Here is an 18,053-nt window from a genome sequence, read left to right as displayed (position 1 = left end):
TCCCCCTGTCCGAGTGCCTATCTATTTACATTCGCGGAACGATGCATTAACATGGGATTAAGCATGATTACAAACGATTGCACAGAAAGGCTGTTGTCGTTATGGTCACGATTAAAGATATCGCCAAGCTTGCGGGAGTCTCCCCCTCGACCGTGTCCCGAGTCGTATCTAACCACCCCCGCATAAGTCTGGACACATCGCGTAAAGTAAAACAAATTATGGAGGAGCTCGGCTACCATCCGAACATCATGGCGAAGAGTCTCGTATCCAAAACGACTCAGACGCTCGCGATTCTGCTGCCGCGCCCGGCCGAAGAACTGTTCCAAAACTTTTTCTTCGGTGAGTTGCTTCGCGGAATATTGACCGTTGCCAACCGTTCCGGTTACGACACGCTGCTGACGACGGCGACAGGCGAGCATGATGAGATTGAATCAGTAGCGAGGCTCGTCCGCGGACGCCGTGTCGACGGGATTATTTTGTTAAGCTCCCGAGTGAACGATCCGATCGTTGCTTATTTGGCCCAATCGGAGTTCCCGTTCGTCCTCATCGGCAGTTGCCAAGCGCATCCCGACATATTGTCCGTCGACAACGACAATACGCAAGCTGCGTTCGACGCTACTCAGCATTTAATCGCTCAAGGCCATGAACGAATCGGATTTGTAAGCGGACCTGCCAATTTGACCGTTTCGAACGACCGTTTGCACGGCTATCAGAAAGCGTTGGAAGCTTATCGTCTTCCTATTCGTTCGGAGTGGATCGTCGAAGGCGAGTTTCTGCAAGAGAGCGGTTACCGGGCTATGTCTCTCATTATGAGTTTGCCGGAACGGCCTACTGCGCTTGTCGTAATCGATGATGTCGTTGCTTTCGGCGTATTGCGCGGATTAACCGAGCTCGGTTATAAAGTGCCGGACGATATTAGTCTGGTCAGCTTCAATAACATCGCGTTATCCGAACTGGCTAGTCCGCCAATTAGTTCGATCGACATCGGCACGTACCAACTTGGCTATACAGCAGCTCAAGCATTAATTCGAGATGTGCAGGAACAACCGGTTCAGACCGCTAGAATGGTCATTCCTCACCGGCTGATGATCCGGGAATCGTCCTTATCTACCATGATTAAGAAAGGTTGACTGACTTATGAACGCTAATAAACCTTATTTGATCGACGCAATCGTCGGAAATGGCTCTATGCTCGCCGCCTTCGGGCGGACGGGCACTTTATATCGGCTCTGGTGGCCTCATATCGATTTCCCGCAGCATGCGGATGCCGTTCGTTCGGGTATCCGGACCACCGGACAGATGACGGACTGGCTGGACGGCGACCAATGGACACATACCGCTGCGTACGAGGAAGATACGAACATTTTCACCATAGCCTCAGCGAATACAGGCCTGCCGCTATCGGTGAATAGCCGTTATTTCGCTATCCCTGACCGCGATGTGCTCGTGATGGAACATACGTTCCGCAATGACGGGTACGAACCGCTCGAATTCGAATGGTTGACTCATTCCTCCTTCCATGTACAGGAAAGCCAGCTTTATAACACGACTTTGTTCGAGCCTTCTGAGGATGCATTATTGCATTACCGCAGCGGTACTTTTTTTGCGCTCTCGAGTGCAAACGTGTGCACAAAATTTCAATCCGGTCACGCTTGGAACGCCGCCCAGTCCGGCCAGCTTAACGGCAACATAATCGACATGCAGCCAGACGGCGCATTAGCCTGGGATATCCGTCTTCCCGCACACGGCGATACCGTCACGTTGCCAATATATATCGCCGCCGGAGACAGTCGCCCCTCGGTATGGGCGAAGCTGCAAGAGGCAAAATCAAAATCTTCATCCCAATGGGCGAACGAAACGGCTGGTTATTGGCATCGGTTTTTGGAAGAAGCAGCACCTTGTCCGACTGATGCAGGGCCAATCAAACGACTTTACAACCGGTCGCTGCTTACTTTCAAGCTTATGGCGGATAAGCAGACGGGCAGCATCGTCGCCGCCCCTGAATTCGACGAGACGTTCTCCCGCTGCGGCGGCTATGCATATTGCTGGGGACGGGATGCCGCATTCATTACTACCGCGTTCGACAAAGCTGGACTGTACTCGCTGTCCGAAAAGTTTTACGACTGGGCGCTAACCGCTCAGGATCCGGACGGCTCGTGGCAGCAACGCCACTATCACGACGGCTCGCTTGCTCCGTCTTGGGGACTGCAGATTGACGAAGGGGCATCGATTATTTGGGGGATGTGGCAGCATTATTCGGTAAGAAGCGACCGCGAATTCGCTGAACGAGTCTGGCCTGCCGTACAGCGGGGCGCCGATTTTCTATTCGCCAGCCTCGATCCGGAAACGGGCTTCCCGCTTCCGAGCAACGATCTATGGGAAGAACGAGAAGCGGAGCATACTTATTCCGCCGCAGCCGTATATGGCGCGCTGCGCGCTGCCGCTTCGTTCGGCCGGCTGCTTCTCGATATAGAACCCGCAAACCGTTGGGACGCTGCAGCGGACCGAATCGCCGATGCCATTGCAACGCTTGGCTGGAATGAGGAGGCGGACAGCTTCTACCGCGGACTGAAGCTGACAGTACCGGAGCATGCGTATACTCAGGAGACCGCTCAAGGGCGTTCCGGCTATATCGTTCCGGTGCTGAAAGACTACCGGAAACATATACTGGACCGGGATCCGATTGTCGACATCAGCTTGCTGGGGCTTTCCGTCCCGTTCGCAGCCGTCGCGGCTGACGACCCTCATATGAGAAGCACGGCCGACACGATCGAACGGCTCCTCACCGTCCCTGGTGTAGGCGGTATTAAACGCTACGAAGACGATCATTATATCGGAGGCAATCCTTGGATTCTAACGACGTTATGGCTCGCGCATTACCGGATCCAAACCGGCAGCTACGAGGAAGCTAAACGCCTCTTGCAATGGGCTGTGGAACATCAGACCGAAACCGGGCTCCTCCCCGAGCAGGTCGATCGAACAACGGGCAATACGGCCTGGGTCGTTCCGCTTACTTGGTCGCACGCAATGTACGTTCTCGCCGTCACGATGCTGGCGGATCACGGACAGATTTAATAAGAAGGACGGCTCATCCGATGAGCCGTCCTTTTGCTATACCCGTACAAAAAAAGAAGCAGTCCCAGTTGCTCGGGACTACTTCTTGTTATTCAACGCTTCATAAAGCTTGGCTAAATTCCGTTCGAGCTTACTGACGATGTCGCGGCCAACCGATTCATCTACGAGCCCGGCGCGTACCGCGAAATCGACCTCACGGGAGAAGCCGTACATCTGGGTGTCCAACACCTCTTCGTACAATGGACATTGACGAGTCGTCAAGTTTTCCATTTGAACCTCAATCAGCTTTTCGATTTTATTAGCATCTTCCTCAAGAAGATTGAGCGCTTTCTGATGCAAGTGGTCTATAACATTCGGTGAAGACATCGTTTTCCCCCCTGTGCGCATTTCCTCGCCGTCTTCTATCCTTTTACTTTATATTAGACGAAAAAGCAAAGAAGTACAAGGAGGGAAACAAAACAAAGCGCCCTATAAGAGCGCTTTGTCCGAAAGTCCTTAATATGACCTCATTAGTAACAATTATTCGGATACGACGGTTACGTTCAAGTTGTGCTTCGCGAACACTTCCGCCATCGCTTTCTTCGCATCTTCGGCATCTGGGCCATGTACATGGAGCTCATATGCATGTCCGCCGAGAAGCGTTGTGAACAGTCCGAGGATACTCTTCACATCGATATACTTATTCTCAGCTTGAAGAACGATCGAAGACCGAAATTGGCTTGCCGTTTGGGAAATTTCTACGATTGCAGCATTGTTGGACATGACAATCCCTCCACCATTCAATAGTAACCTTTTCCTGTAATACCTTCATCATACCGTGAAAAACAGCAGCGTTCAAGAGAAAAAAGAACGATTCCGCTTATTTATTCATTTCCATATGCAAGTTGTCCTTGCGTTGAACCATATTGTTCAACTCTGTTATTATATACAACGTATTCATTACGATACCTGCTTGGTTGAATTCGAAAAGAATGAATATAATAATACACGAATCTTATGCAAAGGGTGTGCCCAATGATAGACCCAAGATTAGAGCGGCTGGCCGACGTACTAGTCAACTACTCGACAACCGTACAGCCTGGCGAGAACGTGCTCGTCGAAGCCTTCGGCATTGACAACGCCCTCGTGAAATCGATTGTGCGCCATATCCACGCTGCCGGCGGCAGACCGTTCGTTAATATTCGAGACAATCAAATTACGAGAGAACTGCTCATGAATGCGACCGAAGACCAAATCCGCACATGGGCCGAATATGATGCGAACCAGATGACGAATATGCAGGCTTACATAGGCGTCCGCGGCGGCTCTAATATTTATGAGCTGTCAGACGTACCCGACGACAAAATGAAGCTATACAGCACGATCTACAGCCATAAAGTCCATTCTTCCATTCGGGTGAAGAAAACAAAATGGGTCGTTCTCCGCTACCCTAGCCCGTCGATGTCGCAACTTGCATCGGTCAGTACGGATGCGTTCGAACAGTTTTATTTCGATGTCTGTACGATGGATTATGAGAAGATGAGCCGCGCGATGGATGCTCTGGTCGAGCTCATGAACAAGACCGATAAAGTGCGCCTAACGGGCAAAGATACCGATCTTACGTTCTCGATTCATCAAATCCCGGCGGTCAAATGCTCTGGTTTGCGCAACCTGCCTGACGGCGAGGTATACACGGCGCCTGTACGCGACAGCGTCAACGGCGTCATCTCTTACAACACACCAAGCCCTTATAACGGTTATGTGTTCGAGAACGTCAAGCTTCGCTTCGAGAACGGCAAAATCGTCGAAGCCACGGCGAACGATACAGACCGCATCAACCAAATCTTCGAAACGGACGAAGGCGCGCGCTATATCGGCGAATTCGCAATCGGTGTCAACCCTTACATTTTGAACCCGATGAAGGACATTCTGTTCGATGAGAAAATAGCGGGGAGCATCCACTTCACGCCGGGCCAATGCTACGACGAAGCATACAACGGCAACGTGTCGGGCATTCATTGGGACATGGTGCTCATTCAACGTCCGGAATACGGCGGCGGCGAAATATGGTTCGACGACAAGCTGATCCGCAAGGACGGACGCTTCGTCATTCCCGAGCTGGAAGGCTTGAATCCTGAAAACCTCAAATAATACCGCTCAGCGATAAAAAGGCGTGCACACCGAATTCCGGTGCGCATGCCTTTTCCCTTGTCGTTGCCTCAGCATGGCCTGTTATCCTGTAAACGTTACGGTGCCGGAATGAGATTCCTGACGCTCCTTCCCGTTCGCTTGGAAACGGAGCGTAGAATGCTCGACCACTTTCAGAGGCAGCATCGTGCGGCTGTCGGCCGTAATCTCGATTCGTGTCTCCGCTTCGAGCGAATCGAGCATAGCAGCCAACTGCTTGCCCGATTTCTCATAAGCAATCGACCACTCGTCTCTGCCGCTTGCAGCCGTTTGAACGGTTCTGCCGCCCGCAACCGACTCCCACTCCGTTTCAATGCGATGCCGCCATTCCTGCTTCGCTGCAGAAGGCTCTAAGACGATTTGTATAACCCGATGCCGGTCGTTCCCGTCCGTTCCTCCATATGCGACGCTCTTAGCGGCATCCTTTAGCCGTTCCAGTCTCTCAAGCGGATTAATTCCAGCCCAGGTGCTCTCGGACCACGAAGAGGATGCGTTCAAAGTCCGCATGCCATTGCCCGCATTGGCCGGAAGCCAGCGGTCCGCTCCACGTCGGGCGAGCAGCTTCCAATCACCGTCTTCCGACATCACTCCGACACCGCTTGTACCGCCCCCCCCGTCTCCGTTGCCTGTCATCTGTACGGTCATATTGGCATGATCGGTTACTTCTCCTTTATAGGAGACTGAACCGACTGTAACGCCAACCGGCAGCACGATCCCGCTTTTTCCCTCGAATGTATACTGGTCGATTCCAGCGAGCCCAGAAATCGAGAGCGACAAAAATTGGTCAGCCGGCAGAGACTCGGATGCCGCACCGCAGCCTGCAAGTCCGATCGATGCAGCCAGCATACAAGCGATGATCTTCCCCGGCACTCTGCCTTTATTATGGTTGCGCATGCTTGATGACCTCCGTTTCCGCCCCAACAGTCTTCAATCAAGCCTAATGTAACCATAAAAAAAGGACACTATGCGAGTGTCCTTAACCGATCGTTATGCAATTCCGTCCACCATGCTTTGCTTGATACAACGCCATATCCGCCCGATAGAACAGCGATTCAACGCTAATCTTGTCATCCTCGAACGTCCATTCCGAAATGCCGCAAGAAACAGTCACGGACGGACTGGTCTCGCTCTCGACCTTAATCCGGATCCGTTCTGCGATCCGATAGGCTTGATCCTTGCGAATTTCGGGGAGATATACCGCCATCTCCTCGCCGCCCCATCTTGCCGCGATGTCCGAATCGCGAATGACGGACCGTATCTTCTCGGACACTTGAACGAGGATCCGATCGCCGACCAAATGGCCGAAGCTGTCGTTCACTTCTTTGAACTTATCGATATCGACAACAATCAACGAGCCGCAACGGTCTTTGCGCTGCTTGCGTACGATCCGGTCGTTCAAGTAATGCCTTGCGCTTAAACCCGTCAAATGGTCCGTAATGACCATTCTGCGCACCTCGGCATGCAGCGACGCGTTCGACATCGCAAGCCCGATATGGCTCGATAACACTTGCAGAAGCTTATAGTTGTCATACGAGAAATAATGCGGGCTGCGGTGGCCGACCAATATGACGCCCGCCACTTCCGATCCGGCAAGAATAGGTGCGGCGATAAGCGACCGCGAACCCGTCTCATCCATCCAGCGGGAAGGTACTGAATTAGATTGCCAATAGTCCGAAATGATGACCGCCTCTTGCGAACGGTAGACCAATCCTGTAAAGCCGTACTCGATCGAGAAATGCTCGTTCTCGAACGATGGCAAGCTGCTGGACATGACGATGAAGCATTCCTGCTCCTTATCGTAATTCAGCAAGCAGCAGCAGTCCGCATTATAGATACGAAGCAGCTCGCTCGTCGTATAGTGAAATACGTCCTTCAACTTAAGCGATTGGCTGAGCCGCTTCGTTAGTTCGTTGATAAGGCGCAGCTCGGATATAAGCAGATTCGACTGTTCGTACAGCTTCGCATGCTCGAATGCGCTGCCGGCCGTATCCGCCAACAATACGAGCGCAGGCAGATCAGCCTCGTCCCATTGCTCTTGACGCACTAGGAGCCGAAGTACACCATACACCGCTTGCTTGCCCGCCATTGGAATAACGACATCCACGCTTCCGGAATCATGCTGGCGAATGCCCGGTTTCGCTTCCAGAAACGATTTGACAACGAAGTCGCCCGAAGGATGGTTGAACTGCAGCGATTTGACCCTTGTATCACCATTGACATGATCTTGAGACAAATAGAGACGAATGCGTGATTCCGGATACAATGAACTCAGACTTTGCATCATCTCCGACAAGACCGAGCCGACGTCAATCCCGTCATACAGCCGCTTCGCTGCGGCGAACAAGGCGGCGCGATGAAGCGCTTCCGTTTCGGACAGACGCTGTTGGCGCATAATATCGGTAATGAACATCCGTTCGAATCTTCTATAAAAGCAGCTCCGCAAATGATAGGTTGCGGAAAGCAGCTGTGCCGACAGCGATTCGTCAACATGAGGCGCAGCAGCGACAAGAACCGCGAATGGCAAACGATCGTCCGTTCTTCTCATGATCGGCACTGCGGCAGCCATATGGCTCGCGTGCGAGCCGGCGGAAGGCCGGTTAGCCGCCAAGGAAGCAGCTGCAGCCGCAAGCGCGGCGAGCTCTGAATCATCTTCAGCGCTCGAACGTCCTGCCCTATCCACGATATGTTCATCAGTCGACACTAAAAAGATGGCGGCTTGTCCAAGAAGCGGCAAGCCGATCGATTCGGCTACCCAATCGCTGAAGCTTTCCTTCAGCAGCGCAGCCAAATATGGGACATCGCTGATATTAATATCTTGACCTTCGTACCACAACTCTGTCTGTTCCGCCGCCGTACGAAAGTTAGAGGCGTCCGCATGCAATAATATATGTTGGCGCATAGGTAGCTCACCATCCTTCCATCTTACCAGGAATGAATGCTTGCAACAGCCGCTCGACCGGATTTTTAATCCGCCGTATCATCAAATAAATCTAGTTATTGTTATCATACTGTATTTTCATGAAATATGCACTACTTGTATAGGTCTTTTGTATCAAAGAAATATAAAGTTAACGTAAATCCTGCGTACATTCCTCCCACTCGATTCCTTCGCGCAATGCCGCTATTCTCTTGACAACCGATACCGATTTCCTATAGAATTTATTAATGATTGTTGGGCGGGGCTTTTTGTGTCACCCTTAGGAATCGATCGCTGACAAGCCAGCGGCTGAACTAGCTTGTCAGATCTTTAGCGGGCTTATGCCTGATGAAGTGAAGACCGTTTCCGGCGAAACAGCGACCCCCTTTTCAAAATCCCAATTTGAAGAAGGAGTTACACACATATGTCACGTTATACGGGTCCTAAATTTAAACTTAGCCGTCGCCTCGGTATTTCCCTGAGCGGCACGGGTAAAGAGATTGCTAAACGCCCATTCCCACCAGGCCAACACGGCGCTAACCTTCGCAAGAAGATCAGCGGATACGGCATGCAATTGATGGAGAAACAAAAGCTTCGCCACATGTACGGTTTGAACGAGAAGCAATTCCGCAACCTGTTCGACCGCGCTTCGAAGCTGAAAGGTATCTCCGGCGAGAACTTCATGTTCCTGCTTGAGAGCCGTCTGGACAACCTCGTTTACCGTCTTGGCTTCGCGAACTCCCGTGCAGGCGCACGTCAGCTCGTAGCACACGGTCACGTTACGGTTAACGGCAAGAAAGTCGACATCGCTTCCTACACGGTTTCCACGGGCGACGTTATCGGCCTGCGTGAGCGCAGCCGCGCTATGAAATCGATCAAAGAAGCTCGCGACGCTCGTACGCACGTTCCTAACTACCTGGACTTCAACGAAGCTGCATTGGAAGGTAAATTCCTCCGTCTGCCAGAGCGCGCTGAACTGTCCCAAGACATCGACGAGAAACAAATCGTCGAGTTCTACAGCCGTTAATATCTGCTTCTGCTTCTTGCAGAGCAACAAGAACCCTTGGACCTATTGGTCCAAGGGTTCTTCTTCTTATTGGACTGTCAAACAAAAAAGCTTGGACCAGTTGGTCCAAGCTTTTTTGTTTTTGGAATGGCGCTATCCTTCCGCACCCTTCACTTTTGTTTTTGATTTCGTTTTCGGCTTGGCTTGCTCATCGGTTGCACTAGGCACCGCATCATCCTTTGACTGTCGCTTGTACAGCCAATAAGTCAAGAAAGACTGACTGATCATAAAGATTGCGCCAACCGTCCAGTACAGCGGCAAAGCAGCCGGCGCCGTGAAGGAGAACAGACCCATCATAACCGGCGACAAATAGATTAGCCCCGCCAACGGCTGTTGCGAACCGGAGTTTGCCGTTCCGGATAAACGCTGAGTAAGCAGCGATTGAACGAGGTATGCTCCCGCCGCGACGAACGGCAACACCATATCCTTAGACCCTAACTCGAACCACAGGAATGAGTGTGCCTTAAGCTCCGGCGTCATTCGAATGGCGTAATACAAACCAGTCAGAATCGGAAGCTGAATGAGCATCGGGAGACAGCCCATAGCGAATGGATTAACGCCATGCTGCTGGTATAACTGCATCGTCTCTTGCTGCTGTTGGCGCATCGCATTCGGATCTTTGTTCGACTTATATTTGTCCTTTAATTGCTGCAATTCCGGCGCCAGCTTCTTCATCTTCTCGCGTTGTTTCATCATGCCGAGCTGTTGCCTTATCATAAGCGGCATCAGAACGATTCGTACGAGCAGCGTCATGACGATGATCGAAATGCCGTAATTGCCGCCGAACCAATCTGCGATATGCTGGATTAATTCGGAGAACGGATAGACAACATAATGATTGAACATGCCTGGTGTATTGCTGTCGATCGTTCCGTTAGCGCTGCATCCGCTAAGCAGAGCAAGCGCAAGCAATGCGATTATTAGAACGTAACGACGTTGAAAAGGGAACCTCTTGTTTGTAGTTTGCATTGTTTTCCTCCTCGAATGATAGAACGTAGTTGAGCATTCGAGGATTGACAATCTGAAGCGTCCTCATCGGGCGCTTCTTTCCGTTTTACTTTGCGGACCAATTCGTGCCTGTAGCTAGCCCATTCGCGTATCGGTCCAGCCACCCGGACCGCTTCGGCAAGCTGCAATCTTTCTCTTCCGGCCGGATTGACCTTCGGCTGCGTCGACCACTGAAAGTAGACGTAAGCGAACGAACATAATACGCTGATGGAGAACAAATACGGGATAATATCATGTAATTCAAACATCGGGTTCACCTCCTTCTGCGTCGTTCGATTTCGATTACAGGTTAGTATCCAATACTCTAGCTTCTCTTATTGTAGACTTAGACTTGCCTGATTTCAACAAAGACGGTATGCTGAATTCGGTTTGAACTTCACGATTAGATCTTCTTGGAGATGGAATCCATGTTGAATTACGCGAAAAACAAGAAATCGTTTCACCCGACGCCGCCGCAATTTCTTGCAATCGGCTTTGTCGTTATCATTCTGATCGGGTCCTTCTTGCTCGCATCGCCTGCGGCGAATACAAACGGACACCACTTGTCTTATCCGAACGCCCTCTTCATGTCGACGTCAGCCGTCTGTGTGACAGGCTTGTCCGTACTCAATGTCGGAGCGGATATGACGATGTTCGGACAAATCACGCTGATGCTGCTCATCCAAATCGGCGGACTCGGCTTTACGACGATGGCCAGCCTAATCGCCATTGTTTTCCGCCGCAGAATCTCATTTCGCGAACGGCTTATTTTGCAAGAAGCATTAAACCAATCGACACTTGAAGGAATCGTACCGCTGATCAAGAAAGTCATCCTCTACTCGCTCGTCATCGAGAGCTTCGGCGCCTTGCTGTTTACAGCCCGCTTCATGACTGAAATGCCGCCGCTTCAAGCGATTTACTTCGGCATCTTCCACAGCGTATCCATCTTCAACAATGCCGGCTTCGACCTGTTCGGAATGTTTCCAGACCGGGCAGCCAGCTTGATGCATTATGTCCGGGACCCGCTCATTAATATCGTATCGATGCTGCTTATCATTTTCGGCGGCCTGGGCTTTATCGTCATATCGGACCTTATTACATACCGCCAGAACAAGAGGCTGACGCTGCACTCGAAGGTCGTTCTTACCACGTCCGGCATACTGATCGTCCTTGGCGCTGTCATCATCTTCATCTTCGAATATACGAACTCGCAGACGATGCAGCCGCTGTCTCTAGTGGACAAAATATTTGGATCCCTGCTGCAATCGGTCAGCTCCCGTTCGGCTGGCGTCAGCACGGTTGATACCGCTTCGCTTAGGCAGGCAACGCAATTCGTGATCGTCCTGCTGATGTTCGTCGGCTCGGCGCCAGGCTCGACCGGCGGAGGCATTAAAGTGACGACGCTTGCGGTGCTGTACGGCGCCGTTACGGCAATGATCCGCGGACGGCAGGATGTCGTACTGTTCCGCTTCCGGCTTGATCAAGAGCGTATCCACAAGGCGATTACGTTCACGTTGCTCTCGTTCTTCCTCATCGTCATCGCAACGATGATACTGGCAACGACGGAGAACGGACCATTCCTTTCCATTCTGTTCGAGGTAACGTCCGCATTCGCAACAACCGGCATGTCCACCGGTCTTTCCGGCGGATTTACTTCGTTCGGCAAAATATTCATTATCATTCTTATGTTTGTCGGACGACTAGGACCTGTTACGCTTGCTTTCGCCCTGACTAGCCAACCGGAGAAAGAGAAGTTCCGGCGGCCGGAGGGCCGCATTACGATCGGATAACAACCTGCTGTACAAGCCGCTACGGACCTGGTCCGGGCGGCTTATTTCTTGCTGAATCGCTGAAATTTCGACAGCTGCAGCAGGCATGTCTAGTACGTGCAATATGGCAACAGAAGCCATGAAAATGTGCCTACAGGGATCGAGATATGCTATAATAGTTCTGTTAATCGGAGGAGGAATTGGCTTTTATGGCAGAAGGGCAGAAGTCACCATCACCCGCGTCACACAGCAAATGGCGAACGTTTGGGGTCGTCATGTGGATTACATTCAAATGGATGTTTATTTTCGGCCTAATGATCGGTTTATTCGCTGGGGGCATTGCTGCCGGGTACGTCGCTTCCCTTGTAAAGGACGAGCCTGTGCGGCCGCGGGCATTAATCGAAGAGAAAATCGGAGAAAACTCAGAAACCGGATTTGTCTATTTCAATGATAACGTAACGCCTATCGGTCAACTCCGCACGCAGGAAGACCGCCGGCTTGTCGAATTGAAAGACGTGCCTAAACAAGTGATCGACGCAGTGCTCGCGACAGAAGACAATAACTTCTACGAGCATTTCGGTATCGATATGAAAGGTACGGCCCGCGCGGTGCTGCAGAAAGTGATGAACAACGATACGCAGACCGGCGGCAGTACGCTCACCCAACAAATTGCAAGACGGATGTTTCTAAGCCTCGACAAGACCGACAGCCGGAAAGTGAAAGAAATCTTCCTTGCCATCCGGATGGAACGCTTCTTGACGAAGGACGAAATTCTTGCCGCTTATTTGAACAAAGTACCGTTTGGCAACGGCTCCAGCGGGTATAACCTGTACGGCATTAAAGCTGCAGCCAAAGGGATCTTCAACGTGAACGATCTGAATCAACTGAACATCGCGCAGGCGGCTTACTTGGCAGGCTTGCCGCAGCGCCCTTCGGCTTATACTGCTTACACAGGCAAAGGCGAATGGAATGAGAAAGGTCTGAAATTAGCCATTGAACGGCAGCATAACGTCCTTTCTTATATGCTGAACAAGGGCCGTATTACGCAAGCCCAATATGACGAAGCACTTGGCTTCGATATCCGTTCTTCCATGGCTCTGCCAGCGAAGAAAGCCTACACTACGTTCCCTTACCTCATGCTGGAATCGGAGCGGCAGGCTGCAACCATCCTGCTCATGCAGGAGAATCCAGATTTGACGGAGAAGGAAATCGCCGCAAGTCCGACCATGCTGGAAGAAGCACGCGACCAACTGCAGCGCGGCGGATACCGGATCTACACGACGATCGATAAGAAGATATACAATCTCATGCATGAAGTCGGCGAGAATCCGGACAACTTCGCTCCGGACAGCAAGGAGAAAGGCATAGAGCAGATTGCCTCGATTATGATCGATCATAAGACCGGTGCGATACTAGGTATGCTCGAAGGCCGCGACTTCTACGAGGAGCAGATGAACTTCGCCACGCAGATGGCGCGTCAACCAGGCTCGACGATGAAACCGATCGCCGCTTACTTGCCAGCCCTTGAACAAGGCTATATTCAACCTGGCGGCGTGCTGGACGACTCGCCGATTGTGCTCAAGGACGGCCAGAAAGGGTTCCATATACCGAAGAACTCGAACGACCGGTATCTCGGTCTCGTCACGGCGCGGGAAGCGTTGAACCGCTCGCTTAACCTTCCAGCTCTGAAGCTGTTCTTGAACGAAGTCAAGATCGACAATGCATGGAAATTCGCCCGCTCGCTCGGCATCACGACGCTTCAGCCGGAAGACGATTATGCGCAGACTGGCGTTATCGGCGGTCTAAGCAAAGGCGTGACCGTCGAGGAGCTTACGAACGCATATGGTTCGATTCCGAACAATGGCGTGTTCAACGATGCTTACATGATTTCGAAAATTACGGATGCGACCGGCAAAGTTATCTATGAGCATAAAGCACAGCCGAAACGTGTCTACTCCGAACAGACGGCGTTCCTCATGACTGATATGCTGCGTACCGTTATTTCCGACCCGAACGGTACAGGACATTCGATTATGTCGAACTTCAAGAACTATGGTAAAGTTCCGGTCGCCGGCAAAACTGGCTCGACGAGCGATTATGGCGACGTTTGGTTTATGGGCTTTACGCCGGATATAACGCTCGGTGTATGGGCTGGTTACGAGAAATCGATACATACTCTGTCGAAGGACGGCCGTACGCGCGCCCGTTCGATCTGGGCGAAGATTATGAACGAAGTAACCGACGCAAAACCGGAGCTGTTCCCGACTAGGGAATGGTCGCAGCCGGACGGCATCGTCAGAGCAACCGTATCAAGCGTAAGCGGCAAGCTGCCGACCGATCTGACGAAGCAAGCCGGCAAGCTCGTAACCGATTGGTTCAACAAAAAGTATTTGCCGAAGGAACCGGATGATGCGCTCGTAAACATGGCATTCATTCCGTATAACGGCGTCAATTATATTCCGAACGAAGCAACGCCTGCAGACATGGTCCGCGAACAAATCGTCGTGAAACGCGAGAAGCCGCTAGACCAGCTTATGCAAGAAATCGAGACCGCTCAAGCGGCACTGCCTGCCGAGAACCGCAGACCGATCAGCTTCTTCCTGCCTGCGGATGCGAACAACAACGCGCCTTCGCTCGTCGATCCGCGTATCGATGACGGCAGCGCGCCTGGAACGCCGGTCAACGTTAGGATGAATCCGATAAGTGCTTCGGAGTCTAAGATTACGTTCAACCCTAATCCGGAGAAAGACGTCGTCGGCTACAGGCTTTACCGCTCTGATGCATCGGGTTCGTTCGTTCCGTCAGGTTCGACGATTCTTGTAGGAGAACCGACCGTGTTCAAAATTACAGTTGCCAACGGGGGCAGCTATTACATTACAGCTGTTGATGTCACTGGACATGAATCTTCGCCAAGCCGGACCGTCGGGAATAACAGCTCGACACCGCCTGCAGGCGGCAGCTCGACAACCGATAACGGCACCGGATCCGTTATCGATCCGAATACAGGCCTTCCAACCGATCCAGCCGCCGGAGGCAACGATGGAACAACCGACGCACCTGCTGCGGAGCCAACCGCTCCTGCAGATGTGAAGATCGAATCGACGGGACTCGGCGTTCAGCTGACATGGAGCCTGAACCCCGTATCCGATCAAGTTACGCAGTACAACGTCTATTACAGTGCTGATAGCAGCGGCAATTACGTAAAGCTCGGTTCCTCTACAGAGGCACACTTCGAATACGTAGCGCTTCTCACGAAAGGCACGTATCAAGTACGGGCACAGAACGATCATGGCGAGTCGTTAGCAACATCGGTGGAGTATTCCGGTTAACGTTAGTCATACAGCAACAAAAGAGCGATCCACAGCGGTATAACGCCGCTGCCGGATCGCTCTTCTTCGTTACCTAACAAATTAAAAAGGGATTAGCCTGAAGCCCGTTGTAACGGAAGCTTCAAACCAATCCCTATTTCTTTAATCCTCGATTGTTGACAAGTCGCCAGTTGGCAAATTCAGTTCCCAAGCTTTCAGAACGCGGCGCATAATCTTGCCGCTGCGCGTCTTAGGCAGCTTATCCTTGAACTCGATCTCGCGCGGCGCTGCATGCGCAGACAGTCCCACTTTGACGAATTTCGCGATATCGTCCTTCAGCTCGTCAGAAGGGACAAATCCTTCACGGAGCGCGATGAACGCTTTAATAATTTCGCCGCGAAGCGGATCCGGCTTGCCGATTACGCCCGCTTCTGCAACAGCAGGATGCTCGACCAGCTTGCTCTCAACCTCGAATGGTCCTACCCGCTCGCCGGACGTGTTGATAACGTCGTCGATCCGGCCTTGGAACCAGAAATAGCCGTCCTCATCCATATAAGCCGAGTCGCCGGAAATGTACCAGCCGTTAATACGGAAATACTCTTCGTATTTTGCTTCGTTGTTCCAAACGCGGCGCATCATCGACGGCCATGGCGTTGCAACCGCCAGGTTGCCCATCCGGTAAGGCGGCAGCTCATTGCCTTGATCATCGATAATCGCAGCTCGTACGCCAGGGATAGGCTTGCCCATCGAACCAGGCTTAATATCCATAGATGGATAGTTACAGATGAGCTGGCCGCCTGTTTCCGTCATCCACCACGTATCGTGAATACGTTGATTGTACGTTTTCAGCCCCCAACGGACGACCTCAGGGTTGAGCGGCTCTCCTACGCTCAGTACGTGGCGTAAGCTCGACAAGTCGAAGCCGGACGCTACATCGTCCCCTGCACCCATCAGCATGCGGAATGCGGTTGGCGCGCTGTACCATACCGTTACGCCATAACGCTGAATCGTGCCGTACCAATCCTGCGGACTGAAGCGTCCGCCCCGGATAACGTTCGTCGCGCCGTTCAGCCATGGAGCGAATATACCGTATGATGTACCTGTTACCCAACCTGGGTCGGCCGTACACCAGTAAATATCGTCCTCGCGAAGGTCTAGAACGACCTTGCCTGTATAATAATGCTGCAGCATTGCATTCTGTACATGGAATACGCCTTTCGGCTTGCCCGTCGAACCGGACGTGTAATGAAGAATAAGTCCATCTTCCCGTCCGAGCCATTCAATCGCCGCTTCATCGGAAGCTGTGCTCATCTCCTGTTCGTAGCTGACGATTCCATTGCCCAGTTGATCCGTCTCGCCAAACACGATGATGTGCTCCAATTCCGGCAGCTCATCACGCTTGATCCGACCCAGCAGCGAAGGCGTCGTTACGATCGCTTTCGCGCCGCTGTCCAGCAAGCGGTCTTTCACAGCCGTTTCCATGAAAGCTTCGAACAGCGGGCCGACAACGGCACCAACCTTCAACGTGCCCAGCAGGCTGACATAGAGCTCCGGCGTACGCGGCATGAAAATAAATACACGGTCGCCCTTCCCTACGCCATGCTTCCGGAGAACGTTGGCGAACCGATTGGAGTGTACGCTGAGCTGTTCATACGTCCAGCTCTCATCTCTAGCCGCATCGCTGTAATGTAACGCAACTTTGCTTCCCTTGCCTTCTTGCACATGACGGTCAATTGCCTCATAGGCCATATTAACCTGTCCTGTTTCATGCCAAGTAAACCGTTCTTCCACTTGCTTCCAATCAAATTGCTCGCGTGCCGTTTCATAGTTACCTATATTAGAGCGGCTCGTTGTTGCCGGAATTCGTTCTTGATGTAAGTTGATCATATGGTATATCATCTCCCCATCTAGGCTATCCGAATTGAAAGACAAACCGGTTATAAGTATGCGTTTTCATTTCACGTAGGCTATTATAGCATAGATGCAAGAGCTAGACTATCCTTTTCAAAACAATGCAATTTTGCTATAAGTGTAGTAGCAGTACTTGTTCAGGGGTGCACACACGCCGATACATCACGAATGAAGAGGGTGACATGTTGGAGCATTTTAAGCGGCATCAACGGATGACCGTTACGCTGAATAATCATGAACTCGTTATAGAAGGTCCTGTTTCTCCTGACCGTTTACGTACTTTGCAGATGCATCCTGGACTGCACGCCTTTCGCCGGCCTGCCGACCAATTGGAAGCATTAATTGAAATCGCCGACCTTCCGGAAGGCCGAATTATTGTATGCCGGGACGGCGATATGATCGTCGGTTACGTCACATTCCACTATCCAGACGAGCTAGAACGTTGGTCGGATGCCGGTATGGACGATTTGATCGAGCTAGGCGCTGTCGAGGTAGCTTCTGAATACCGCTCAGGCGGGATCGGCAAGCACATGATACAAACGGCTTTCGCAGACGGCCAATTGGACAGGATGATCGTATACACGACCGAATATTACTGGCATTGGGATCTTGAAGGCATGAAGCTTAGCGTATGGGAATACCGCAACATGATGGAGCGTGTCATGCAATCGATTGGCATGGTATGGTTCGCCACAGACGATCCCGAAATTTGCTCGCATCCCGCCAATTGTTTAATGGTACGGGTCGGCCCGAAGTGCCGCTGTCATCCGTCGAGAAGTTCGACCGAGTCCGGTTTCGTCAACGGTTCATGTACTAAAACACGTTATATCATCCTATTGTTCGTTTCAACCGCT

13 protein-coding genes and 1 pseudogene are annotated in these 18,053 nt (G+C 51.8%); 7 read left to right on the top strand and 7 right to left on the bottom strand.

What is annotated here, in order from left to right; translation table 11 throughout:
• Positions 1-101: 101 nt before the first annotated feature.
• Together PKO01S_RS11565 and PKO01S_RS11560 are read left to right on the top strand one after the other, a co-directional pair.
• Positions 102-1,130 carry a LacI family DNA-binding transcriptional regulator gene (locus PKO01S_RS11565; protein ID WP_127531498.1) on the top strand — a complete coding sequence of 343 codons (1,029 nt, stop codon included), beginning with the start codon at positions 102-104 and terminating at the stop codon, positions 1,128-1,130.
• 7 nt (positions 1,131-1,137) lie between these two features.
• On the top strand, positions 1,138-3,075 hold the full coding sequence (locus PKO01S_RS11560; protein WP_127531497.1) for a glycoside hydrolase family 15 protein: 1,938 nt from the start codon (positions 1,138-1,140) through the stop codon (positions 3,073-3,075).
• A 78-nt stretch (positions 3,076-3,153) separates the two neighbouring features.
• Here the strand turns inward: PKO01S_RS11560 and PKO01S_RS11555 are convergent, their stop codons facing one another.
• Complete coding sequence (locus tag PKO01S_RS11555) at positions 3,154-3,441, bottom strand: YlaN family protein (protein ID WP_127531496.1); 288 nt, start codon at positions 3,439-3,441, stop codon at positions 3,154-3,156.
• Between the two features lie 153 nt (positions 3,442-3,594).
• On the bottom strand, positions 3,595-3,837 hold the full coding sequence (locus PKO01S_RS11550; protein WP_127531495.1) for an HPr family phosphocarrier protein: 243 nt from the start codon (positions 3,835-3,837) through the stop codon (positions 3,595-3,597).
• A 252-nt stretch (positions 3,838-4,089) separates the two neighbouring features.
• Here PKO01S_RS11550 and PKO01S_RS11545 point away from each other — a divergent pair, with 252 nt between their 5' ends.
• Complete coding sequence (locus PKO01S_RS11545; protein ID WP_127531494.1) at positions 4,090-5,205, top strand: aminopeptidase; 1,116 nt, start codon at positions 4,090-4,092, stop codon at positions 5,203-5,205.
• A gap of 81 nt (positions 5,206-5,286) precedes the next feature.
• Here PKO01S_RS11545 and PKO01S_RS11540 read toward each other — a convergent pair whose 3' ends face one another.
• A complete protein-coding gene (locus tag PKO01S_RS11540) occupies positions 5,287-6,135 on the bottom strand; it encodes a hypothetical protein (protein WP_127531493.1) in 849 nt (282 codons plus the stop codon).
• 82 nt (positions 6,136-6,217) lie between these two features.
• A complete protein-coding gene (locus tag PKO01S_RS11535; protein WP_127531492.1) occupies positions 6,218-8,140 on the bottom strand; it encodes a sensor domain-containing diguanylate cyclase in 1,923 nt (640 codons plus the stop codon).
• Between the two features lie 442 nt (positions 8,141-8,582).
• Between PKO01S_RS11535 and rpsD the strand changes: the two genes are divergently transcribed.
• Complete coding sequence (gene rpsD / locus PKO01S_RS11530; protein ID WP_127531491.1) at positions 8,583-9,185, top strand: 30S ribosomal protein S4; 603 nt, start codon at positions 8,583-8,585, stop codon at positions 9,183-9,185.
• A gap of 132 nt (positions 9,186-9,317) precedes the next feature.
• Here rpsD and yidC read toward each other — a convergent pair whose 3' ends face one another.
• Both yidC and PKO01S_RS11520 read right to left on the bottom strand, forming a co-directional pair.
• Positions 9,318-10,193, bottom strand: coding sequence for a membrane protein insertase YidC (yidC, locus tag PKO01S_RS11525; protein ID WP_127531490.1), 876 nt, complete (start codon positions 10,191-10,193; stop codon positions 9,318-9,320).
• Positions 10,145-10,480, bottom strand: a complete 336-nt coding sequence (locus PKO01S_RS11520) for a hypothetical protein (RefSeq protein WP_127531489.1) — start codon at positions 10,478-10,480, stop codon at positions 10,145-10,147. The genes yidC and PKO01S_RS11520 overlap by 49 nt, the downstream gene beginning before the upstream one ends.
• Before the next feature lie 159 nt (positions 10,481-10,639).
• Between PKO01S_RS11520 and PKO01S_RS11515 the strand changes: the two genes are divergently transcribed.
• Positions 10,640-12,001, top strand: a complete 1,362-nt coding sequence (locus tag PKO01S_RS11515) for a TrkH family potassium uptake protein (RefSeq protein WP_127531488.1) — start codon at positions 10,640-10,642, stop codon at positions 11,999-12,001.
• Between the two features lie 188 nt (positions 12,002-12,189).
• Entirely contained in the window at positions 12,190-15,309 is a 3,120-nt protein-coding gene (locus tag PKO01S_RS11510) for a transglycosylase domain-containing protein (RefSeq protein ID WP_127531487.1), read from the top strand.
• Positions 15,310-15,450: 141 nt separating this feature from the next.
• On the opposite strand, the gene acsA is transcribed toward PKO01S_RS11510, so the two are convergent.
• A complete protein-coding gene (gene acsA, locus PKO01S_RS11505; RefSeq protein WP_127531486.1) occupies positions 15,451-17,175 on the bottom strand; it encodes an acetate--CoA ligase in 1,725 nt (574 codons plus the stop codon).
• 209 nt (positions 17,176-17,384) lie between these two features.
• On the opposite strand from acsA, the pseudogene PKO01S_RS11500 reads away from it, so the two are divergent.
• Positions 17,385-18,016: pseudogene (locus PKO01S_RS11500) on the top strand (GNAT family N-acetyltransferase).
• The last annotated feature ends 37 nt before the right edge of the window (positions 18,017-18,053 follow it).

This window comes from Paenibacillus kobensis NBRC 15729, from assembly GCF_004000825.1.
GTDB lineage: Bacteria > Bacillota > Bacilli > Paenibacillales > Paenibacillaceae > Paenibacillus_T > Paenibacillus_T kobensis.
This window is presented reverse-complemented; position numbering and strand designations above follow the sequence as displayed.

Bases quoted from the DNA above. Each gene is read 5' to 3' on its own strand.
- acsA (WP_127531486.1), bottom strand. From the start codon at position 17,175: ATGATCAACTTACATCAAGAACGAATTCCGGCAACAACGAGCCGCTCT.
- PKO01S_RS11535 (WP_127531492.1), bottom strand. From the start codon at position 8,140: ATGCGCCAACATATATTATTGCATGCGGACGCCTCTAACTTTCGTACG.
- PKO01S_RS11565 (WP_127531498.1), top strand. From the start codon at position 102: ATGGTCACGATTAAAGATATCGCCAAGCTTGCGGGAGTCTCCCCCTCG.
- yidC (WP_127531490.1), bottom strand. From the start codon at position 10,193: ATGCAAACTACAAACAAGAGGTTCCCTTTTCAACGTCGTTACGTTCTA.
- PKO01S_RS11545 (WP_127531494.1), top strand. From the start codon at position 4,090: ATGATAGACCCAAGATTAGAGCGGCTGGCCGACGTACTAGTCAACTAC.
- PKO01S_RS11560 (WP_127531497.1), top strand. From the start codon at position 1,138: ATGAACGCTAATAAACCTTATTTGATCGACGCAATCGTCGGAAATGGC.
- PKO01S_RS11540 (WP_127531493.1), bottom strand. From the start codon at position 6,135: ATGCGCAACCATAATAAAGGCAGAGTGCCGGGGAAGATCATCGCTTGT.
- PKO01S_RS11550 (WP_127531495.1), bottom strand. From the start codon at position 3,837: ATGTCCAACAATGCTGCAATCGTAGAAATTTCCCAAACGGCAAGCCAA.
- rpsD (WP_127531491.1), top strand. From the start codon at position 8,583: ATGTCACGTTATACGGGTCCTAAATTTAAACTTAGCCGTCGCCTCGGT.
- PKO01S_RS11555 (WP_127531496.1), bottom strand. From the start codon at position 3,441: ATGTCTTCACCGAATGTTATAGACCACTTGCATCAGAAAGCGCTCAAT.
- PKO01S_RS11515 (WP_127531488.1), top strand. From the start codon at position 10,640: ATGTTGAATTACGCGAAAAACAAGAAATCGTTTCACCCGACGCCGCCG.
- PKO01S_RS11510 (WP_127531487.1), top strand. From the start codon at position 12,190: ATGGCAGAAGGGCAGAAGTCACCATCACCCGCGTCACACAGCAAATGG.
- PKO01S_RS11520 (WP_127531489.1), bottom strand. From the start codon at position 10,480: ATGTTTGAATTACATGATATTATCCCGTATTTGTTCTCCATCAGCGTA.